Origin of the sequence: Psychroflexus sp. MES1-P1E, assembly GCF_002836055.1 — a bacterium.
In the GTDB taxonomy this organism is placed as follows: Bacteria; Bacteroidota; Bacteroidia; order Flavobacteriales; family Flavobacteriaceae; genus Psychroflexus.
The window spans coordinates 25,153-43,756 of sequence record NZ_PJBS01000318.1 but is presented as its reverse complement, the minus strand read 5'-3'; the positions used below and the strand labels follow the sequence as shown (position 1 = coordinate 43,756).

The following is an 18,604-nucleotide window of genomic DNA, read 5'->3' as shown; positions in this document are numbered from 1 at the left end:
TGGATGTATGTTGTGTTTATTCAAAGTGAAAACTTAATACATCTGCAAGGTTTCTAATGAACTTATAAATTGTAATTGACATCAGAATTATGTGGCGTTCAGAACTTGTTTGTTAACAAACGGACCTGTTTTACATATACCAATGTCAATTCTATATTGCTTATATTAGAAAAAACATGTTCATTTCTTGATTTTTTTGAATAACAGCAATTACTGTGCTTTCGTCCTTAAATTACTGGGTGAAAAATCTTCTATTTCAAAATTATTATTTACCGTCTATTGGATTTGTAAAGGATAACGGAATAGTGAAAAGAGCACGTCAATGTAAATTGAAAAAAGAAACGGGTTTATCAAGACGAATAGACCTTTTAATCTATCGATTATTTTGATAATCCTAAAAGAGATTCTAGCAGTAGAATTTTTTTTAAATTTGGTGTAATTTTAGAAAGACCTTCGAGAGAAGAAGGTAATGACGTTGCCAAAAATCTGAATGGATATGTCTCAAAAAAAATATCTAATTTAGCATTCGATCTTTTTGATAATATTAAAAAATCAAAACACAAAATTTAAGTCTATGCGATTTCATACCAGAAAGTGGATAAAACCTGAAGACCTTAACCCTAATGGAACTTTATTTGGCGGAAAACTTTTAGCTTGGATAGATGAGGAGGCTGCTTTATATTCTATCATACAATTGGAAAATCAAAACACGGTAACCAAATACATGAGTGAAATTGATTTTAAAAGCTCTGCGACTCAAGGTGATATTATTGAAATTGGTATTGAAGTGGTGAAATTTGGAAACGCTTCCCTTGCTCTCAAATGTGAGGTTAGGAATAAAATGACTAGGCAAACCATTATAAAAATCGATAAAATAGTAATGGTAAGTCTTGATAAAGAGGGGAATACGAAGCCCCATGGAAAAACCAAAGTTGAATTTGTAAAAGACAGATTAGGAGATAGCTGATTTAGGATTTTGGAAGATATCTTCGTTCAACAACGAATGGTCCAAAGGGTAAAACTGAGCTTAGGAATACAATAAAAAGCGTCTTTACAGACCAGTTGAGTTTTTTGAACATCCAGAACCCACCAAGCAAATAAAGGATGAATAGTATACCATGAGCCATGCCGATAATCCTTACGTATTCAGGTATTTCCCAGATATATTTTAGGGGCATAGCTATGAATAAGAGTACTAAAAAGGAAATGGCTTCTAAGGTGCTTATCCATCTAAAAAGTTGAATGCTGAGATTATCTGTGGTCATACCTATTTTTTTTGTAAAAATAATAGTTTCAAAATCCTTAAGCTCGAATTTTTTGTAATTTGCACTTCAATTTTAATAAAATTAACTAATGAAAATTCTAGTGACTGGTGGATTGGGTTTTATAGGTTCACATACCGTTGTAGCCCTCCAAAATAAAGGATATGAAGTTGTCGTAATAGATAATCTATCCAACTCTTCTCTGAAAGTTATTGAGGGGATTACAAATATCACTTCAATAACACCAGATTTTCATAAACTGGATCTAAGGGATAAATTAGATGTCAATGAGTTTTTTAAATCCCATCAAGATATCAGTGGAGTTATTCATTTTGCTGCTTCTAAAGCAGTAGGGGAGAGTGTTAAAAATCCTCTTTTATATTATGAAAATAATTTAGCAGCACTTACGTATTTGTTGCAGAACATTGTAAAACTTCCCCATCAAAATATTATTTTCAGTTCTTCTTGTACTGTTTATGGTGAAGCAGACCAACTGCCAATTTCTGAAGATGCTTCCATTAAGTCAGCTATTTCTCCCTATGGTAATACCAAACAAATCGGGGAGGAAATTATTTTAGATACGTGTAAAGCCTTTGGTAAACTCAAAGCGATTTCCTTGAGGTATTTTAATCCTATAGGAGCTCATCCTTCAGCAGAAATAGGGGAATTACCTCTAGGAACCCCTCAAAATCTTGTTCCTTACATCACTCAGACAGCTATAGGCATGCGAGATCATTTATCTGTTTTTGGCGACGACTATCCCACAAATGATGGAACTTGTATAAGAGATTATATTCATGTGATGGACCTTGCTGAAGCTCATGTGGTTGCTTTAGAACGATTGATGTCTTCAAAAACCGACACTAATTTTGAGATTTTTAATCTTGGAACGGGCATAGGCTCTTCTGTGCTTGAAGTCGTCAATGCTTTTGAAAACGCTTCCGGAGAAAAGTTGAACTATTCCATAGTAGATAGACGCGCAGGAGATGTTGTTGCAGCTTATGCCGATACAGAAAAAGCAAACAAAATAATGGGATGGAAAGCTAAACGATCACTTGAACAAGCCTTAAAAGATGCTTGGGCTTGGGAAAAGAGTCTGACTGAAAAATAAAGAGTATTGCAATGATATAATTTAGGCTATGAAGATTTTAGGTGCTTCCCAATTGGCAGAACTTGACCAATTTAGTATTGATCGGCAAAACATAAGCTCATGGGATTTGATGGAACGTGCTTCAAGATTGGCTTTTATGCGTTTAAAATCAATTTTACCTAAACCTCCTTGCAAAGTTTATATTCTAGCCGGTCCTGGTAACAATGGTGGTGATGGTCTAGCTATTGCCAATTTTCTGATTTTAGAGGGAGTCGATGTTGAAGTTGTTTTAGTCAACTTTACAGAAAAAAGATCAGAAGATAATCAGCGTAATTTACATCGATTAAAAGACGCTAAGGTTAAGATCACAGACTTCAATACAGCTAGCAAATTATCTAAAATCACTTCCGAAGATGTTGTTATAGATGCGATTTTTGGTGTCGGTCTAAATCGGTCAATGCCCGATTTTGTTCAAGATTTAATTCAGTATATCAATTCAGTGTCGCCGTTGTCTATCTCTATAGATGTTCCCAGTGGGATGTTTTTGGATAGAATTCCCACAGCAAACGAGCAGGTCTTTCAATCTGACTTTACGTATACCTTTCAAACTCCAAAATTATCTCTTTTCTTACCTGATTATTCAAATTCAGTAGGGCATCTAGACATAATCGATATTGGTCTTGACAAAGAGTTTTTAAATTCCTTATCCTCCAACTTGACTTATGTAGATTCAAAAGCGGCTAAAAAACTCTATCGCTTAAGGTCCAGGTTTTCACATAAAGGAACATATGGCCATGCCGTTTTGGTAGGGGGTAGCCATCTTATGTTGGGAAGTATTATTTTGGCAGCAAAATCATGTATGCGATCTGGTGTAGGAAAAACAAGTGTTATGATGCCTAATAAGGCTCATCTAACGATGATTCAACAGCAACCAGAAGTTATGTTGATTGAAAACCCTTCATCAAATTTTATTTCTTATCAATCTTTAGAGTTTGAACCTGATTCTGTTGGTATTGGAGTTGGAATAGGAACATCAACCAAAGCTTTTGAAGCTTTAAAAAGTTGGTTGGTAAATTCAAAATCACCACTGGTTATAGATGCAGATGCCTTAAATTTAATAGCCAATCATAAAAGTTTGTTGGATTTCATTCCGAAGAAATCTATCCTCACGCCACATCCTGGAGAGTTGAAACGACTAATAGGCGAATGGAAAGATGACTTTGATAAGCTTAAAAAAATCAAGTCTTTTTCTAAGAAATTAAACGTAATTGTATTAGCCAAAGAGGCTTTTAGTCTTTGTGTTTATAAAGATCAAATTCATGTAAATTCTACGGGTAATTCTGGGATGGCGACAGCAGGAAGTGGAGATGTTCTCACAGGATTGATCACAGGACTATTAGCTCAAAAGTATTCCAGTATGGAATCTGCAATTTTAGGAATGTTCCTTCATGGTCTTGCAGGAGATCTAGCATTGAAGTTGATGTCTGAGGAAAGTTTAATCGCTTCAGACTTGATAGACCAACTTGGTCACTCCTTCCTAAATCTTAAAAACTAAACAAGACTTAAAATTTAATAAATGTTATCTTTGAAATTAAAGATAATAACATGCAGAATACCCACTATATCGATACTTGTGTTTTAAGTTTATTTCAAATTGAAACTATTATTGATAATAACTACAAATTAGCCTTAAGTGAAGAAGCTGTCTTCAAAATCAATAAAGCTCGTCACTATCTCAATGCTAAACAGAAAGAAAATACGGCTCCAATTTATGGCGTAAACACTGGCTTTGGATCGCTTTGTAACATCAAAATAGATGATGATAAGTTAACGTCTTTACAAGAAAATCTGGTCATGTCCCACGCCTGTGGTACGGGTGATAGGGTAAAGGATGAAATAGTGCAATTGATGCTACTTCTTAAGATACAATCTTTGAGTTACGGATATTCTGGTGTAACTGTTGACCTTGTTCAAAGGCTTATAGATTTTTTTAATGAAGGAGTTTATCCCCTTATCTATGAGCAAGGATCCCTTGGAGCATCTGGAGACTTAGCTCCATTGGCTCATATTTCATTACCATTAATAGGAAAAGGTGAAGTCTCTATAAATGGTGAAGTCTCGGCTTCCTCTAAATTAGAACACCATTTCGGCTGGAAACCTTTAGTTCTTCACTCTAAAGAGGGTTTAGCTTTGCTTAACGGGACTCAATTTATGAGTGCTCACCTTTTGTATAATGTTTTGAAAACGAATAAATTACTGAAGTGGGCAGACACTATTGCTTCTATTTCTATAGATGCTTTCGACTGTAATATGTCACCATATGACGATTTAGTTCATCAGTTAAGGCCTCATAAAGGACAGATAGAAACAGCGAGTAACATTCGCAGGATTTTAAAGGATAGTGAAATCGCTAAAAATTATAAGCAAAATGTGCAGGATCCGTATTCATTTCGTTGTGTACCACAAGTCCACGGCGCTAGCCGAGATGCCCTTCGCTATGTTGAACAAACTCTTTTAACCGAAATTAATAGTGTAACGGACAATCCTAACGTTTTTGTAGAGGACGATAAAATCATTTCTGGAGGTAATTTTCACGGTCAACCCATGGCAATATCCGCCGATTTTATGGCTATAGCCATGAGTGAAATTGGTAATATTTCAGAAAGACGTATTTATCAATTGGTTTCTGGCCAAAGAGGCTTGCCGACTTTCCTTATAAACTCTCCTGGTCTCAATAGTGGTTTTATGATTCCACAATATACAGCGGCAAGTATAGCTAGCCAGAACAAGCAGTTGTGCACACCTGCAAGCGTAGATTCTATTGTTTCATCAAATGGCCAAGAAGATCACGTAAGTATGGGAGCAAATGCTGTAACCAAACTTTCAAAAGTGGTAGATAACGTCGAACGTATTTTGGCTATAGAATTATTCAATGCTTCACAAGCTATGTATTTTAGGGCTCCTTTACCTAGTTCTCCTTTAGTAATGGAGTTGTTATCTCATTTTAGAAGCAAAGTACCCATCGTTAGAGAAGATAAAATTATGTCTACCGAAATTCAAGAAGCAATACTCTTCTTAAGAAATCATAAAATATAAACTAAGCTCTAGCTTAATCTTGAATTTGTATCGAATTTTAAACTGACTTTTACGCTAAGTAAACTATTACTTTTTCTAGCAGCTGTTCTCAAACTTGTTGTTTTGTCTCGCACTACAAAAGTAATTTTTTAAATTTCAAAAGTTGCACCTGCTGCAGACGTTAATGCTCAAGTAAAATGGGGATGCTAATGAAAACTTCAAAGTCGATCTTAAAGTTGAAAACTCAATCTCTCCGGATCGCTTAAATCCTCTAAGGGAAGTGTATGTGGTTTTGATTGAAACAGAATGAGAGACTCATAACTTATGAAAACTCTACATGTCTGGCGGAATGTTCTCATCAACAAGGAAGAGCTCTCTGAGTACAACTTCAGCTTTTCAACCTAAATCGATATTGACATCTGATGGAAATTTACCTACTAAGGATGAGCTGAGTATTTATACCAATTTAGTTTTTAAATGTTATATTAAAAATTTGAATTATACTACGACGTAGCTCAGTATAGGTTTTTTGCTTAGTTGAGGAAGAAAATATAGGCATAGCAATAGTTACGGTTCTATTTTATGACGATTAATAAGTGAAAAAGAAACTGATTTTACGGGTAATTTGAATGCTTAACTGGTATAATATATTGTTGAGTCAGAAATTTAAGAAAAAGTACAAACAAAAAGAGCCATGCTATTCAGCATGGCTCTTTTAATATGGTATAATCGAAAGGTTTTTTACTTCTCTAAAGTAATAGTTCGTGTAACGGTATTAAACGGACCAGGAATAGGTTTAAGATCTTTATCGACTAATGTCAATTGTATTTTATTCTTTCCCATTGGTAATCCTTCAATAACTTGTGGTTTCCATTCTGTCAACAAAAATTCTTCTCCATCATTAATAACAGCTTTTACTTTGTTGCTATCAGGACTTATTTTAGTCCCAACTAAAAAGAAGTCTAAAAGTACTTTTTCAGTATCCTTTCCAGAGTAAGTTCCCTTTGGTCTGCTGTAAAACATATGTTCAGCAGAAAAATCAACATCCATTTGTTGATCTTCAGAAGGATCACCCACTCTTATTTTCTTAACAATAAAAGAGGTTGGATTTTTCACAGCCTCGTGGTAAGATCTTGACAAAAAAGCTAATAACACGTGATCACCTACTTCTATATCTTTACTAAAATCACTTTCGTAATGGGCAGAATAGGGTCCATTGTCAAGTATAAAATGAATATGTTGACCCTTACCAGAATTTGCTAATCCATTTTTTCCTGCATTAGCAGTTTGTGTACCTAGCTCGTAATTTTCTACTGCAAAATTAAAATCTACAGATCCTGCAGGTACCTCCATAACATCACCTCCTGGGTGAGTTAGCGTAGCTTCAGTGTACTCTGGAGACCCCTCCAAAGGAGTTAGAGTTACAATTGAGTCTGTAACACCAACAGCTTCCACCTCTTCTTTTTTATCGTCTTTATTCTTAGTTTCGTTACAACCAACAAGCACAAGTAAGCTTAAGGTTAATGTTAACAAACTTATCTTTTTCATAATTATTTTATTTAAATTTATCGTAAATGTACAGCTTTAAGCAAAGCCACTCAAAATCAGGGATTACCTTAACACAAGTTTTACGAGATGAGTTCAGAAGATATTTGGACGTCAGAGTGTAACGTCTTATGAATTGGGCATCTATCTCCAATCTCAACCAATCGCTTCACTTGGGATTCATCTAAATTTCCTAAAATTTCAATTTTCTTGGTTATAACATCTTGTTGGATTGTATTCCCCTCTTTCTGCTTAACTTTCTTTTTCTCATAGTCGACGTGAACTTTAACTTCCTGCAAATCCCACTTTTTATGTTTAGCAAAAACATGAAGTGTCATAGCAGTGCATTCTGCAAGTGCAGCGGTTAAGAAATCGTAAGGGGTGGGACCATAATTATTACCACCATGGTCAATAGGTTCATCTCCAATAAAGCCGTAGTCACCAATTTTTAAATGCGTGCTAAACTTATCTTTCAACTTTAAGACGGCAGACGATTGACTTTTAGATTTTAAAGCGGGGTTGTCTTCTTCCTGAAGATTTAAATAGGCTGCCGCCCAATTTCCTATTAAATTACCTAGATAACGAGCATCGATATTCTCGTTTAAAAGATGATCTGCTTGATCGAGACTTATAAAACTTTTAGGATGATGTGCCCATTGGTAAAGTTCTTCTGCATTTTTAATGTTAACAATTTTATCTAACGGAGAATGCATCACTAACAGCGGCTTTTTCAAATCGCCTAAGAAATCTTTGGTATCGTTAGCCTTAATATCTTCTAAAAATTGCTTTTTAATCGTAAAATCTCTACCACCTATATTTACTAATGCTTCATTGTTTTTTTCAATTTCCTCAACACTGCTTTTAATTAAATTTTCAACGTGAGAGGGTTGTGATGGACTTGCTATAGTTACAATAGCTTTAATGTTTTTGAGTTTTTTAGCTGCAAATAGAGCAGCAGTACCCCCTAAAGAGTGACCTATCAATAGCGAAGGGGCAGTATAATTTTCTTCCAAAAATTGAGAAGCATGAATCAAGTCTTCTACGTCATGAGAAAAATTGGTATTGGCAAAGTCTCCTTCACTCTGTCCTAAGCCAGTAAAGTCGAAGCTTAAAACACCAATCCCTAGATTAGTAAGAGCTGATGAGATTTGTTTTATGACCTTCAGATTTTTTCCACAGGTAAAACAATGCGCAAAAATGGCGTAAACCTTGGGATCCTGAGTTTTTGGTAAAACCAATTGACCTTTGAGCTCTTCTCCTTTATCATTTTTAAAAGTAACTTTTTGAGACTTCATATACTTTATCTTAGAATTATTTTTTGAATAAGTTCTCTCCCTAAACTTTCATTCAATCGTTTAATAATTTTAGCTTTTCCGTAACTTAATTCCTCTCTTAGAGTAGAAGACGATAAGTGAACCGTAAGGATGTTGTTCTTAAAACGAATAGTGTCTGTATAATTTTTCATAGCTGGACCTAGTTCATTCATCCATGCTTTTTCGACATCGACCTTGTCCAATCCAGGGTTCAATTTGTGTTTTTGTTTAAAAATGTCCATTAAATCTTTCATAGACTGTTCTTCACTAGCTCTTTTATTCTTCATCATCAAGGTTAATTTCCGAATTTTTATGTCGCTTGTAAGTGTATGTAAAATCCTCATCATTTTTCACTATAAACTTATCTTTTTCAATGCTCAATAGTGTCTCAGTCCAAGTGTTGTATTGATTTTCGTAAATCAAGACTAGACTATCACCTGTGTTGTGAATTGTAAAGTTTTCACGATTTTGAGAGGATTTATAATTGCCCAGTAAACTCGGTTGCATTTTTTTTCTAAATCCTTCACTGTTTTCTACTTGGATATAATCCACCATTAGATTTATCTTATACGATTTTGTTTCATACGGGGTTTCGGCCTTTTCAATTTCCCAAAAGCCATTGAGATAATGAACGTCTTCTAAGGAGGGTTTTGTGTTGCAAGATATCATACAACAAAAGCATACTACTAATAGACTAGACTTCATATTCAAGATTTATCATTTTGTAGTGATTGGTATTCTTTTTTACAACGCTCTCAGTTCTTTCAGGGTGGGTGTCACTGATACACATTTGTCCAAGCTCTGTATCGGTGACCATTTTTACTATTTTAGAAACACGATCTTCATCTAATTTATCGAATATATCATCTAAAAGCAAAATCGGTTTTACACCATAATGAGATTTTAAAAAATCATACTGAGCAAACTTTAAAGCAACAAGGTAAGATTTTTGCTGGCCTTGAGACCCAAATTTCTTAACAGAATGTGATTTAATTTTAAAAATCAAATCATCTTTATGGGTTCCAAAATTTGAAAATTGACGTTGCAAATCTGTTTTTAACCCGGAATTTAGTACATCCTTAAAGGACTCACCATTATTAAACTGGCTCTTGTAGGTTAAACTGATGTCTTCTCTAGAGTTGCTAATTTCCTGATACCTTTTCTTCAGGATAGGCTTGAACTCCTTGATGAATTGTTGACGTTTTTCGAAAATGATTTCGCCAAATTCAATGATTTGGTCATCGTAAACTTCCAAACTGGTTTCATCAAACGTTCTATTGACAGCAAAATACTTAAGCAGTGCATTTCTTTGAGATACAATTTTGTTGTACTTCAGTAGGGTGTTTAGATATAATTTGTCACCTTGAGCAATGACACCATCCATAAATTTTCTTCGGGTTTCGCTTCCCTCAACAATAAGGTCGCGATCTGTTGGGGATATAATCACCAAAGGGATGGTACCTATGTGATCACTTATTTTTTCATATTCCTTTCCGTTGCGCTTTATTAATTTCCCATGGCCTCTTTTAAAAGAAGTGATAATTCTCTCTTCCTTTTCTCCATTTAAAAATTCTCCTTCAAGCATAAAAAACTCTTCTTCATGCTTAATATTTTGGCTTGTTACTGGGTTGAAGTAACTTTTTCCAAAGGCTAAATGATAAATAGCATCTAAAACATTTGTTTTACCAATGCCATTTTTACCGACAAAGCAATTAATTTTAGAATCAAATTCTAACGTCAATTGTTCAAAATTTTTATAGTTGATAAGAGATAGTTTTTTGATAATCATAAGATCAAGTCAAGTTCTAGCAGCTTTAATTCGTTGTAATTTTTCTTTTGAATTCACTAAATGTTCAGATGTAAAAATATCAAATAAATAGTGTATTCTATATGGATAAAAATTATATTTTTGCCACCTGAACTAAACACAATTATGGCAACATATAGAAAAAGAGGTTACAAACCAAAGAACAAGGCTGAACGCGAAAATCAGATCGAAAGTGAATCGACAACTGCTGAAGTATTTAATACTTTAGATGAGGGCGCTAGTAGTACTGAAGAGTTTTTATCCAAATACCAAAAACCAATCTTTGGGGTAATTATAGCTGTAGCTATAGTGATATTCGCCATTATCGGGTATCAGAAATTTATTCAGGATCCTAATGAAGTTGAAGCTGCAAATGAGATGAATCAAGCTCAGCAATTTTTCGACTCCGCAATTGAAGCTTCAGGAGCAGAACAAGACTCTCTATTTACGAGATCTTTAAAAGGGGGTAACGGTAAATTTGGATTTGAAGACATTTCTTCTAATTATAGCGGTACTAAATCTGGTGAGCTATCCAATTATTATGCGGGAATCTCTCATCTTAACATTGGAAACTATCAAGAAGCAATTGAATATTTGGATAAATTTAAGGCTGGAGATGAAATCTTGACGCCTCTTGCTAAGGGATCTATTGGCGATGCTTTCTTGCAACTAGACCAACCAGAAGAAGCTCTAGATTATTTCATTGCTGCTGCAAACCTTCGCACTAATGACTTCACAACTCCTAAGTTTTTGATGAAAGCTGCGGTTACTGCAATTAGCCTAAAAGATGGTGAAAAAGCAGAAAAATACCTCAATCGTATCAAGGATGAATATCCTAACTCTGTTGAAGCTAAAAATGCTGATATTTATTTAGGACAAGCAGAAGCTTTGTAATATGGCAACTTCAGAAAAAAATCTTTCTGTTTACGATAAGGAATCTTTACCGAACTGCAAGGACATGAAAATTGGCTTTGTAGTGTCTGAATGGAATGAAGATATCACTCAAAATCTATTTCAAGGTGGATTTGATGCTCTCATAGATGTTGGAGTTCTTAAAGACAACATCGTAAGGTGGAATGTTCCTGGTAGTTTTGAACTTCCTTATGGCTGTAAAAAAATGCAAGAAAGTTTCGATATGCTCGATGCCATTGTTGCTGTTGGGAACGTGATTCAGGGTGAAACTAAGCACTTTGATTTTGTGTGCCAAGGATTGACTCAAGGGATCATGGATCTCAATTTGAAAGGTGACATCCCCGTCATTTTTTGTGTATTGACAGATAATACGAGAGCTCAATCTGAAGCTCGATCTGGAGGAGTTCATGGCAATAAAGGCACGGAAGCCGCAATTGCTGCTATCAAAATGGCTCAACTGAGAAAAGATGCAAAATTTTATAAAGCTTAGCTGTTTTTTCTTTAGACTTAAATTAAGTTTTTAAGTCTAAAGAATTCATTGATTTTCTCTAATTTTGTGATTCTAGATAAATAACATGTTTAAACTTAACTCTCTTAAATTAAGAAAGAATTCAAGGTACAATTATACCCCGCGTTATTACAAGGGAAAAGATACTGGTAATCCTTATAAGTTTGACTCTAAGTTTTCCAAATACAAAGAGACCCATAATTCTATAGACTTTGGTTCTCATTGGGCTGAAGCTCGTGAGGATTCAAGGAATAGAGGGAACAGAGGGGTAAATCGAACCGTGATCTTGATAGTCTTAATCCTTACATTCATATTTTTGTGGATCATAGATTTTGATCTTTCAATTTTTTCTTTCCAGTAATCCATGAGCAATATTATTCAGTTATTACCAGACCATGTTGCGAATCAAATCGCAGCAGGAGAAGTAGTACAACGTCCAGCATCGGTTGTTAAAGAACTTATGGAAAACGCTGTAGATGCTAATGCTACTATAGTGTCTTTAATTATTAAAGAAGGAGGGAAGACACTTATCCAAGTTGTAGATAATGGTTTGGGAATGAGCGATACTGATGCTCGTTTATCGTTTGAACGTCACGCCACCTCAAAAATTAAAGCGGCTGAAGATTTATTCCATCTGCACACTAAAGGCTTTAGGGGAGAAGCATTAGCTTCAATAGCTGCAGTTTCTCATGTTGATATGAAAACCAAAACAGAAGTCGAAGAGGTTGGAACTCATCTTATGGTTGAAGGTAGCCATATTACTCAACAGGAACCTTGTGTTACCCCAATAGGTACTTCTATTTCTGTCAAAAATCTTTTTTTTAATATTCCTGCGCGACGTAACTTTTTAAAATCGGCAAGTGTAGAACATAAACACGTCATCGATGAATTCCAAAGGGTAGCCCTAGTTCATCCGTCTGTTGCTTTTAAATTTATTCATAACGATAGTGAATTGTTTAATTTACCAGCAGCAAATTTCAGACATCGTATTGTTGGAGTGATGGGGTCTAAAATGAATGAAAAATTAGTTCCCGTAAAAGAAGAAACCGATTTAATTCAACTTTATGGTTTTGTAGGTAAGCCTGAGTTTGCAAAGAAATCGCGTGGAGAACAGTTTTTCTTTGTTAACGATAGATTTATAAAGCATCCTTATTTACACCATGCCGTCTCTAGTGCTTTTGAAGGTTTATTAAAAGAGAGGGCTTATCCATCCTACTTCCTCTATTTACAGGTAAATCCAGAGTCTATAGATATAAATATTCATCCTACAAAAACAGAAGTTAAATTCGATAATGAGCACGCTATTTATTCAATTTTGAGAAGTAGTGTGAAGCATAGTCTTGGTCAATTTAATGTATCGCCAGTCTTGGACTTCAATAAGGATGCAAGTATGGAAACAGGCTACGATCAACATAAGTTTGGTGCTAAAATTCCTTCTGTTGTAGTCGATCGGAACTTTAATCCTTTTGAAGCTGAATATAAATTTAGCTCAACATTTAAGTTGCCATCTTCAAAACGCAACACTTCCAATCCCAGTTGGGAAGCGCTTTATACAAATCTTGAAGGGCAGGATGATGATTTATTGAATATCGAGGTAGATAGTGAACAAGTCTCTGGCTCATTGTTTCAAGGAGAACACACTCATCATAAATCATCTGGGACGTTTCAATTTCAAAGAAAATATATCATTACTTCAACTAAATCTGAAATGCTTATTATAGATCAACACAGAGCGCACTTCAGAATTTTGTACGAAGAGCTTCTAAGGAACATTACAGCCAAGCCAGCCTTAAGTCAGCAGTTGTTATTTCCATTAAAACTTCAGCTAGACACCAATGAGATAAGTGTTTTTAAAACCTTAAAAGAGTCTTTAACCAATGCCGGCTTTTCAATTTCGGAACTCGGAGAAGACTTTGTAAAAATAAATGGAATTCCTAATCGTTTACCCGAAAGCGAAACTTCGATTTTACTAGATCAACTTCTGTCAGATTTCGAGAGTGATATTCCAGATTCCGGATTTGACCAAACAGATAGGTTGGCTAAATCCCTAGCTCAAAGCATGGCTATTAAAAACGGAGCTGTTTTGCATAAAGAAGAGCAAACAGAACTTGTAAATCTGTTATTTTCTTGCAAAGAACCAATGCTAACTCCTTTAAATCGCTTAGTTTTCGTAAAACAATCAGCATCAGACTTCGATAAAAAATTTATGTAAATGGGAAGGATTACCGACACTGTAAAAGTTTTATTAATAGCCAATATTTTATTCTTCTTTGGAGCCAATTATTTAGGTGACTATGCCTATAAAATTTTCGCACTTTGGTTTCCCGAAAACCCAAATTTTGAAATTTGGCAAATCATTACGCACATGTTTATGCATGGCAGCTTTTCTCATATTCTTTTTAATATGTTTGCTTTGTATATGTTTGGAAGTTTATTGGAGGAATACTTAGGTCAGAGTAAATTCATATTTATCTATTTCTCGGCTGGACTTGGAGCGGCAGGTCTTCAGATATTATTTAGTTATATTGGTTTTAATGAAGCTTATCAAGCCTATATTGAAGCAAATGTAAGTCCAGATGAGATTTCTAAAATATTTGAAAGTGTGAGATCCACAGGAGAATATAGAGTATATCCGTCTATACCAAAAGAACTTAGCAACCAGCTTTTCAGTAATTATTTGACTCCTATGGTTGGTGCTTCAGGAGCTATTTTTGGAATTTTAGCAGCCTTTGCTGTTGTTTACCCTAACTTACCTTTATTTATAATTTTTATCCCTATTCCTATTAAGGCAAAATATTTAATAGGTGGATATTTTTTGATGAATTTGTTTTCTGCTGTTACAGGTGTTACTTTGTTAGGCCCATCTAATACTGCTTATTGGGCTCATATTGGAGGTGCGGTTATCGGGTTTATTACTATGTGGTACTGGAAAAAGAATTCATTTGATACTAATAGATGGAACTAATATGGATTGGAAGCAAAAATTAAAATATAAGTACACTACAGCTGATACTTTAGAAAAACTGATAGGATTGAACGTCCTTCTGTTTATACTCACATTTGTGTTTAGAACTCTTGGGTTTTTATTTAAAATCCCCACTGATTTTTTTATAGAATGGCTAGTATTTCCTAAAGACTTGCTAGAGTATGCTTATAAACCTTGGACGATAATCACTTATGCCTTCATGCATTCGGGGATATTCCATGTTTTATCTAATATGTTGATTCTGTATTTTTCTGGTAAATTTTTTCTTACTTATTTTTCAGGTAGGCGAATGCTGAACCTCTATTTATTAGGAGCTATTTGTGGAGCTCTAGTCTACGCTTTAAGTTATAACCTCTTACCTGCTTTTAGCGGTACTGGGCGTTCCTATCTTATCGGTGCTTCTGCATCTGTTATGGCTACGCTTGTAGCGACAGCAACTCAGGCTCCCAACTTACAAGTGCGACTTTTTTTTCTGGGCAATTTAAAATTATGGTGGATAGCCGCTTTTTTAGTAGTTTTAGATGTAGTTCAGATCCCTTTATCAAACCCGGGAGGACATTTGGCTCATTTAGGTGGAGCTTTTATTGGATACCTTTATATTGTTCAACTTAAAAAGGGTAACGATATTGGGGCTTGGTTACAAAGTACTACAAACTGGTTAGCAGAATTGTTTGTGCCCAAAGCGAGAAAGAGCAACATGAAAACGGTTCATAAAACATCTGCAAAGAAATCGGATAAAAATTCTTCGAACCGTTCAGAAAAGCAAGTAAAAATTGATATAATTCTTGATAAAATAAGTAAAAGCGGCTATGATAGTCTCTCTAAAGTAGAGAAAGATTTTCTATTTAAAGCTGGCAAAGACATGTAACTGTCATGAAGTCACCACTCAGTTTTTTTCAAAAGGTAGGTTTTGCTTTTAATGTATTTTTTGCAATCTGTTTGCTTATAGCTTATATTCTCCCTTTTGTACCACCAAAATTCTCAGCCTTTTTATCTATTTTGAATTTGGGCTTGCCCATATTTATACTTATCAATATTGGCTTTGCATTTTATTGGCTATTAAAACTTAAATTGCACTTTTTTGTATCGGCCTTACTAGTAGTGGGAGGTTACTCGTATTTTAGCAAAATTATTGTTTTTAATGACAACTCTTCAGCAGAGATTAAGAATTCTCTAAAAGTTATGAGTTATAATGTCAGACTTTTTAACTTATATAACTGGATTGAAAAAATTGAGGTTGGTAAAAAAATTTCAGATTTTATAAAAGTTGAAACTCCAGATATTATTGCTTTTCAAGATTATTATAAAGCAAATGATTTAGATATGAGTTCTTATCCTTATGTGTTTGAAAAGTATAAATCTAAATCCTCTAATGTTGGGATTGCTATTTTTAGCAAATATAAAATTATCCATAGAGGTTCTGTAGATTTTCCAAATACTCATAATAATGCCATTTACGCAGACATTGTTGTGAAAAAGGATACGCTTCGGGTTTATGCTGTCCATTTAGAGTCTTTAAAGATTATTTCTGATGTCCAAGAATTGCGAAAAGAAGATCGCCAACAATTGATAAATAGAGTAGGAAAGTCTTTTGTAAAGCAACAGGAACAAGCAAGTTTGCTGTCGAAAAGCTTTTCTTCTACGAGCCTACCGAAAATTGTTTGCATGGATATGAATAACACAGCGTTTTCTTACGTGGCTAGTCAGTTATTGAAACACAATTTAAAAGATGCTTTTGTGGAGTCTGGATATGGGCTAGGAAAAACATTCGATTTCGATTTTTTACCCTTTCGTATAGATGTTATTTTTAATGAGAAGAGTCTGCAAAATACTAACTTCAAAAATTATAGCCTTAAACTTTCAGACCATTACCCAATAATGGCTAGTTTTAATCTTTCTGAATAAGGGTTTGTGAGTCTAGATATCCCAATGCTGAAGGACCTGTATTGAACAATAAGTCCAATATGCTTAAATTAGGGATATAGCCATATTTAGCTTGAAAAACTTGAATGTACTCTTCAAGATTTGCTGCTGATTTTCGCTTTGAACTGACTAAATGTCTTTGGTCATCATATTCGTCGGGTTTTAGTTTAAATTCTTCAGTAATTTTAAAACTAAAATCTAGCTGTAAGCATTCAAAAACTATTTGTGTTGCCATCAAATTGAAATCCATTAGGAAATTAGCTTTTTTTTCAAATAAAGGTGCAAATTCATCTTCATAAAATTCAAAGAAAGGAGAAGTTTTATAAGCTGCTTCCAAAGATTTCCAGTGAAGGGGCTGCCATTTGAAGGTATTTTCTATCCTGATGTCTTTGTACTTTTGATGCAGATCTGTTTTGTTTTCTCTGTGTTTTATGGGGATATTCAACAAGAGTTCTCCATTGGCCCCATAGATGTACTGTCGAGTTCTATAAGTCTGTTTCTGATAATTATCCTCCTTTTCGAAAACGAAAGAATCTGCTTGCACTAGCGATGCATACATATCGATAGGACCAAAGTAGCAAGGATGTAGTAGTATAGGTTTCAATTTTTATTTTTTCTTTTTAATAAAGTAATTATACCCTATTATTAAAACAATACCAATAAGGAAGTATACAAGATAGGAAGTGGGTTTTCCTTCGCCACCTACAGTTGTAAATAGACGTTCCCATCTTATTTTGTCTACTAAATTACTTGCATTACCGTCTAGACTCATCCAAATAAAAACTGGCTTGCCAACAACGTGATTTTGAGGTACATATCCCCAATACCTACTGTCTTCACTGTTGTGGCGATTATCTCCCATCATCCAATAGTAATCTTGTCTAAAGGTGTATTCCTCTTCAGGTTTTCCATTAAGATAAATTTGAGTGCCTTTTACCTCCAATTTCTGTTCGATTCCCATTTCTTCTCCTTCATAAACTTCAATGATTCTTCTGTACAATGAAAAGCTCTCCAAATCCAGTTGTACTGTTCGACCAGATTCAGGAATATAAATAGGGCCAAAGTTGTCTTTATTCCAATCTACTTTTCCGTTGTTTGGAAAAATACCATAATCAGCTTTTCCTTTTGGGGAAATAATGCGTTGAACCGATTTTACATTGGGATGATTTTTAAATTTTGCTAAATTATTTTCAGTAATCGCTTTAACCTGATACAGGTCTCTCTCTCTGTCAATCCATTGCAGTCCATCTGTTATACCATATATTTCGACCAGACTTCTCATGTTGAAGCCTTGACCTTTACCTTGTACTAAATATGAATATTGTGGTTTAGCTCTTTCTGAAAGTTGTAAAGGGGTATTATTAACCAAAATTTTACCATCTATAATTTCTAGCGAATCCCCAGCGACTGCTACCGCTCTCTTTACATAGTTAGACTTCTTATCTATAGGCTTGTCGTAATGCTTACCAGAATTGTCTCTAAACATTCTCACGGTATCTACAGGCCAGTTGAAGACTACAATATCGTTACGTTGAACATTTTGAAAACCTGGCAATCTCATATAAGGTAATTGGGGGTCTCTGGTATATGACTTTACGCCAGCCAAAGGAATGGTATCATGAACCATAGGAAACGAAATCGCTGTCTGTGGAACTCTTGCACCATAATGAAATTTACTTACAAACAGAAAATCACCAACTAGCAAAGTTTTTTCTAATGAGGAGGTTGGTATGGTAAAGGGTTGCATGATATAAGTATGAACTATGGTTGCAGCCACAACAGCAAAGAGGATTGCACTTACAAAATCTCCCGATTTCGACTTCGCTTTTAAACTTCTATCTTCAATGTAAGTATGTGAGGTAAAATAATTTATATAGTAGGTATAAAGTCCCAGAGTGAAGATCTGAAGAATGGTGTCTGTGGTCTTGTTCTTACCAAAGCTTCTAGCAGTTTCTATCCAAATAACCGGAAACATAATTAGGTTAACGATTGGAACGAATAAAAGAAAAACCCACCACCATGGTCTATTTATGATTTTGAAAAGCACAATTGCATTGTAAACGGGGATAGCAGCTTCCCACCAATGTCTACCAGCACTTTGGTATAATTTCCAGGTGCCTAAAAAGTGTAGGACTTGTATAAATAAAATAAAAAGTAATAAATCAAAAAATGACATAATGAAT

At 34.6% G+C, this 18,604-nt stretch carries 19 protein-coding genes; 11 read left to right on the top strand and 8 right to left on the bottom strand.

The window, feature by feature from the left end; translation table 11 throughout:
* The first annotated feature begins 574 nt into the window (after positions 1 to 574).
* Entirely contained in the window at positions 575 to 967 is a 393-nt protein-coding gene (locus tag CXF67_RS13605; protein WP_102089244.1) for an acyl-CoA thioesterase, read from the top strand.
* A 1-nt stretch (position 968) separates the two neighbouring features.
* On the opposite strand, the gene CXF67_RS13600 is transcribed toward CXF67_RS13605, so the two are convergent.
* Positions 969 to 1,265 carry a DUF3817 domain-containing protein gene (locus CXF67_RS13600; RefSeq protein ID WP_102089243.1) on the bottom strand — a complete coding sequence of 99 codons (297 nt, stop codon included), beginning with the start codon at positions 1,263 to 1,265 and terminating at the stop codon, positions 969 to 971.
* A gap of 88 nt (positions 1,266 to 1,353) precedes the next feature.
* Here CXF67_RS13600 and galE point away from each other — a divergent pair, with 88 nt between their 5' ends.
* Genes galE through hutH form a run of 3 tightly spaced genes read left to right on the top strand, consistent with a single transcriptional unit; the run spans position 1,354 to position 5,448 of the window.
* A complete protein-coding gene (gene galE / locus CXF67_RS13595; RefSeq protein ID WP_102089242.1) occupies positions 1,354 to 2,373 on the top strand; it encodes a UDP-glucose 4-epimerase GalE in 1,020 nt (339 codons plus the stop codon).
* 28 nt (positions 2,374 to 2,401) lie between these two features.
* Positions 2,402 to 3,907: an NAD(P)H-hydrate dehydratase gene (locus CXF67_RS13590; protein WP_102089241.1), complete on the top strand. Its 1,506-nt coding sequence runs from the start codon at positions 2,402 to 2,404 to the stop codon at positions 3,905 to 3,907.
* Between the two features lie 50 nt (positions 3,908 to 3,957).
* Positions 3,958 to 5,448, top strand: a complete 1,491-nt coding sequence (hutH, locus tag CXF67_RS13585; protein WP_102089240.1) for a histidine ammonia-lyase — start codon at positions 3,958 to 3,960, stop codon at positions 5,446 to 5,448.
* Positions 5,449 to 6,168: 720 nt separating this feature from the next.
* Here the strand turns inward: hutH and CXF67_RS13580 are convergent.
* The 5 genes from CXF67_RS13580 to recF all read right to left on the bottom strand — a co-directional run bounded on the left by CXF67_RS13580 (position 6,169) and on the right by recF (position 10,074).
* Positions 6,169 to 6,975: a hypothetical protein gene (locus tag CXF67_RS13580; RefSeq protein ID WP_102089239.1), complete on the bottom strand. Its 807-nt coding sequence runs from the start codon at positions 6,973 to 6,975 to the stop codon at positions 6,169 to 6,171.
* Between the two features lie 80 nt (positions 6,976 to 7,055).
* On the bottom strand, positions 7,056 to 8,267 hold the full coding sequence (locus CXF67_RS13575; RefSeq protein WP_102089238.1) for a bifunctional alpha/beta hydrolase/OsmC family protein: 1,212 nt from the start codon (positions 8,265 to 8,267) through the stop codon (positions 7,056 to 7,058).
* 5 nt (positions 8,268 to 8,272) lie between these two features.
* Entirely contained in the window at positions 8,273 to 8,572 is a 300-nt protein-coding gene (locus tag CXF67_RS13570; protein ID WP_180957965.1) for a DciA family protein, read from the bottom strand.
* A complete protein-coding gene (locus tag CXF67_RS13565; RefSeq protein ID WP_102089236.1) occupies positions 8,562 to 8,990 on the bottom strand; it encodes a hypothetical protein in 429 nt (142 codons plus the stop codon). The genes CXF67_RS13570 and CXF67_RS13565 overlap by 11 nt, the downstream gene beginning before the upstream one ends.
* On the bottom strand, positions 8,980 to 10,074 hold the full coding sequence (gene recF, locus CXF67_RS13560) for a DNA replication/repair protein RecF (protein WP_102089235.1): 1,095 nt from the start codon (positions 10,072 to 10,074) through the stop codon (positions 8,980 to 8,982). The genes CXF67_RS13565 and recF overlap by 11 nt, the downstream gene beginning before the upstream one ends.
* A gap of 144 nt (positions 10,075 to 10,218) precedes the next feature.
* On the opposite strand from recF, the gene CXF67_RS13555 reads away from it, so the two are divergent.
* The 7 genes from CXF67_RS13555 to CXF67_RS13525 all read left to right on the top strand — a co-directional run bounded on the left by CXF67_RS13555 (position 10,219) and on the right by CXF67_RS13525 (position 16,403).
* Entirely contained in the window at positions 10,219 to 10,986 is a 768-nt protein-coding gene (locus CXF67_RS13555; protein ID WP_102089234.1) for a tetratricopeptide repeat protein, read from the top strand.
* 1 nt (position 10,987) lies between these two features.
* Positions 10,988 to 11,494 (top strand): 6,7-dimethyl-8-ribityllumazine synthase, encoded by a 507-nt coding sequence (gene ribH, locus CXF67_RS13550; RefSeq protein WP_015025614.1) that lies wholly within the window; start codon positions 10,988 to 10,990, stop codon positions 11,492 to 11,494.
* An 85-nt stretch (positions 11,495 to 11,579) separates the two neighbouring features.
* Positions 11,580 to 11,873 (top strand): hypothetical protein, encoded by a 294-nt coding sequence (locus tag CXF67_RS13545; protein ID WP_102089233.1) that lies wholly within the window; start codon positions 11,580 to 11,582, stop codon positions 11,871 to 11,873.
* Positions 11,874 to 11,876: 3 nt separating this feature from the next.
* The gene (gene mutL / locus CXF67_RS13540) at positions 11,877 to 13,724 is read left to right on the top strand and encodes a DNA mismatch repair endonuclease MutL (protein WP_102089232.1); all 1,848 of its coding nucleotides are present in this window, start codon (positions 11,877 to 11,879) and stop codon (positions 13,722 to 13,724) included.
* Positions 13,725 to 14,477 carry a rhomboid family intramembrane serine protease gene (locus tag CXF67_RS13535; RefSeq protein WP_102089231.1) on the top strand — a complete coding sequence of 251 codons (753 nt, stop codon included), beginning with the start codon at positions 13,725 to 13,727 and terminating at the stop codon, positions 14,475 to 14,477.
* A 1-nt stretch (position 14,478) separates the two neighbouring features.
* Positions 14,479 to 15,366, top strand: a complete 888-nt coding sequence (locus CXF67_RS13530; RefSeq protein WP_102089230.1) for a rhomboid family intramembrane serine protease — start codon at positions 14,479 to 14,481, stop codon at positions 15,364 to 15,366.
* A gap of 5 nt (positions 15,367 to 15,371) precedes the next feature.
* Positions 15,372 to 16,403, top strand: coding sequence for an endonuclease/exonuclease/phosphatase family protein (locus tag CXF67_RS13525; protein WP_102089229.1), 1,032 nt, complete (start codon positions 15,372 to 15,374; stop codon positions 16,401 to 16,403).
* Here CXF67_RS13525 and CXF67_RS13520 read toward each other — a convergent pair.
* Positions 16,387 to 17,025 (bottom strand): WbqC family protein, encoded by a 639-nt coding sequence (locus tag CXF67_RS13520; protein ID WP_102089228.1) that lies wholly within the window; start codon positions 17,023 to 17,025, stop codon positions 16,387 to 16,389. The two genes, CXF67_RS13525 and CXF67_RS13520, sit on opposite strands and share 17 nt — an antisense overlap.
* 3 nt (positions 17,026 to 17,028) lie before the next feature.
* On the bottom strand, positions 17,029 to 18,597 hold the full coding sequence (gene lepB, locus CXF67_RS13515) for a signal peptidase I (RefSeq protein WP_102089227.1): 1,569 nt from the start codon (positions 18,595 to 18,597) through the stop codon (positions 17,029 to 17,031).
* Positions 18,598 to 18,604 lie beyond the last annotated feature (7 nt).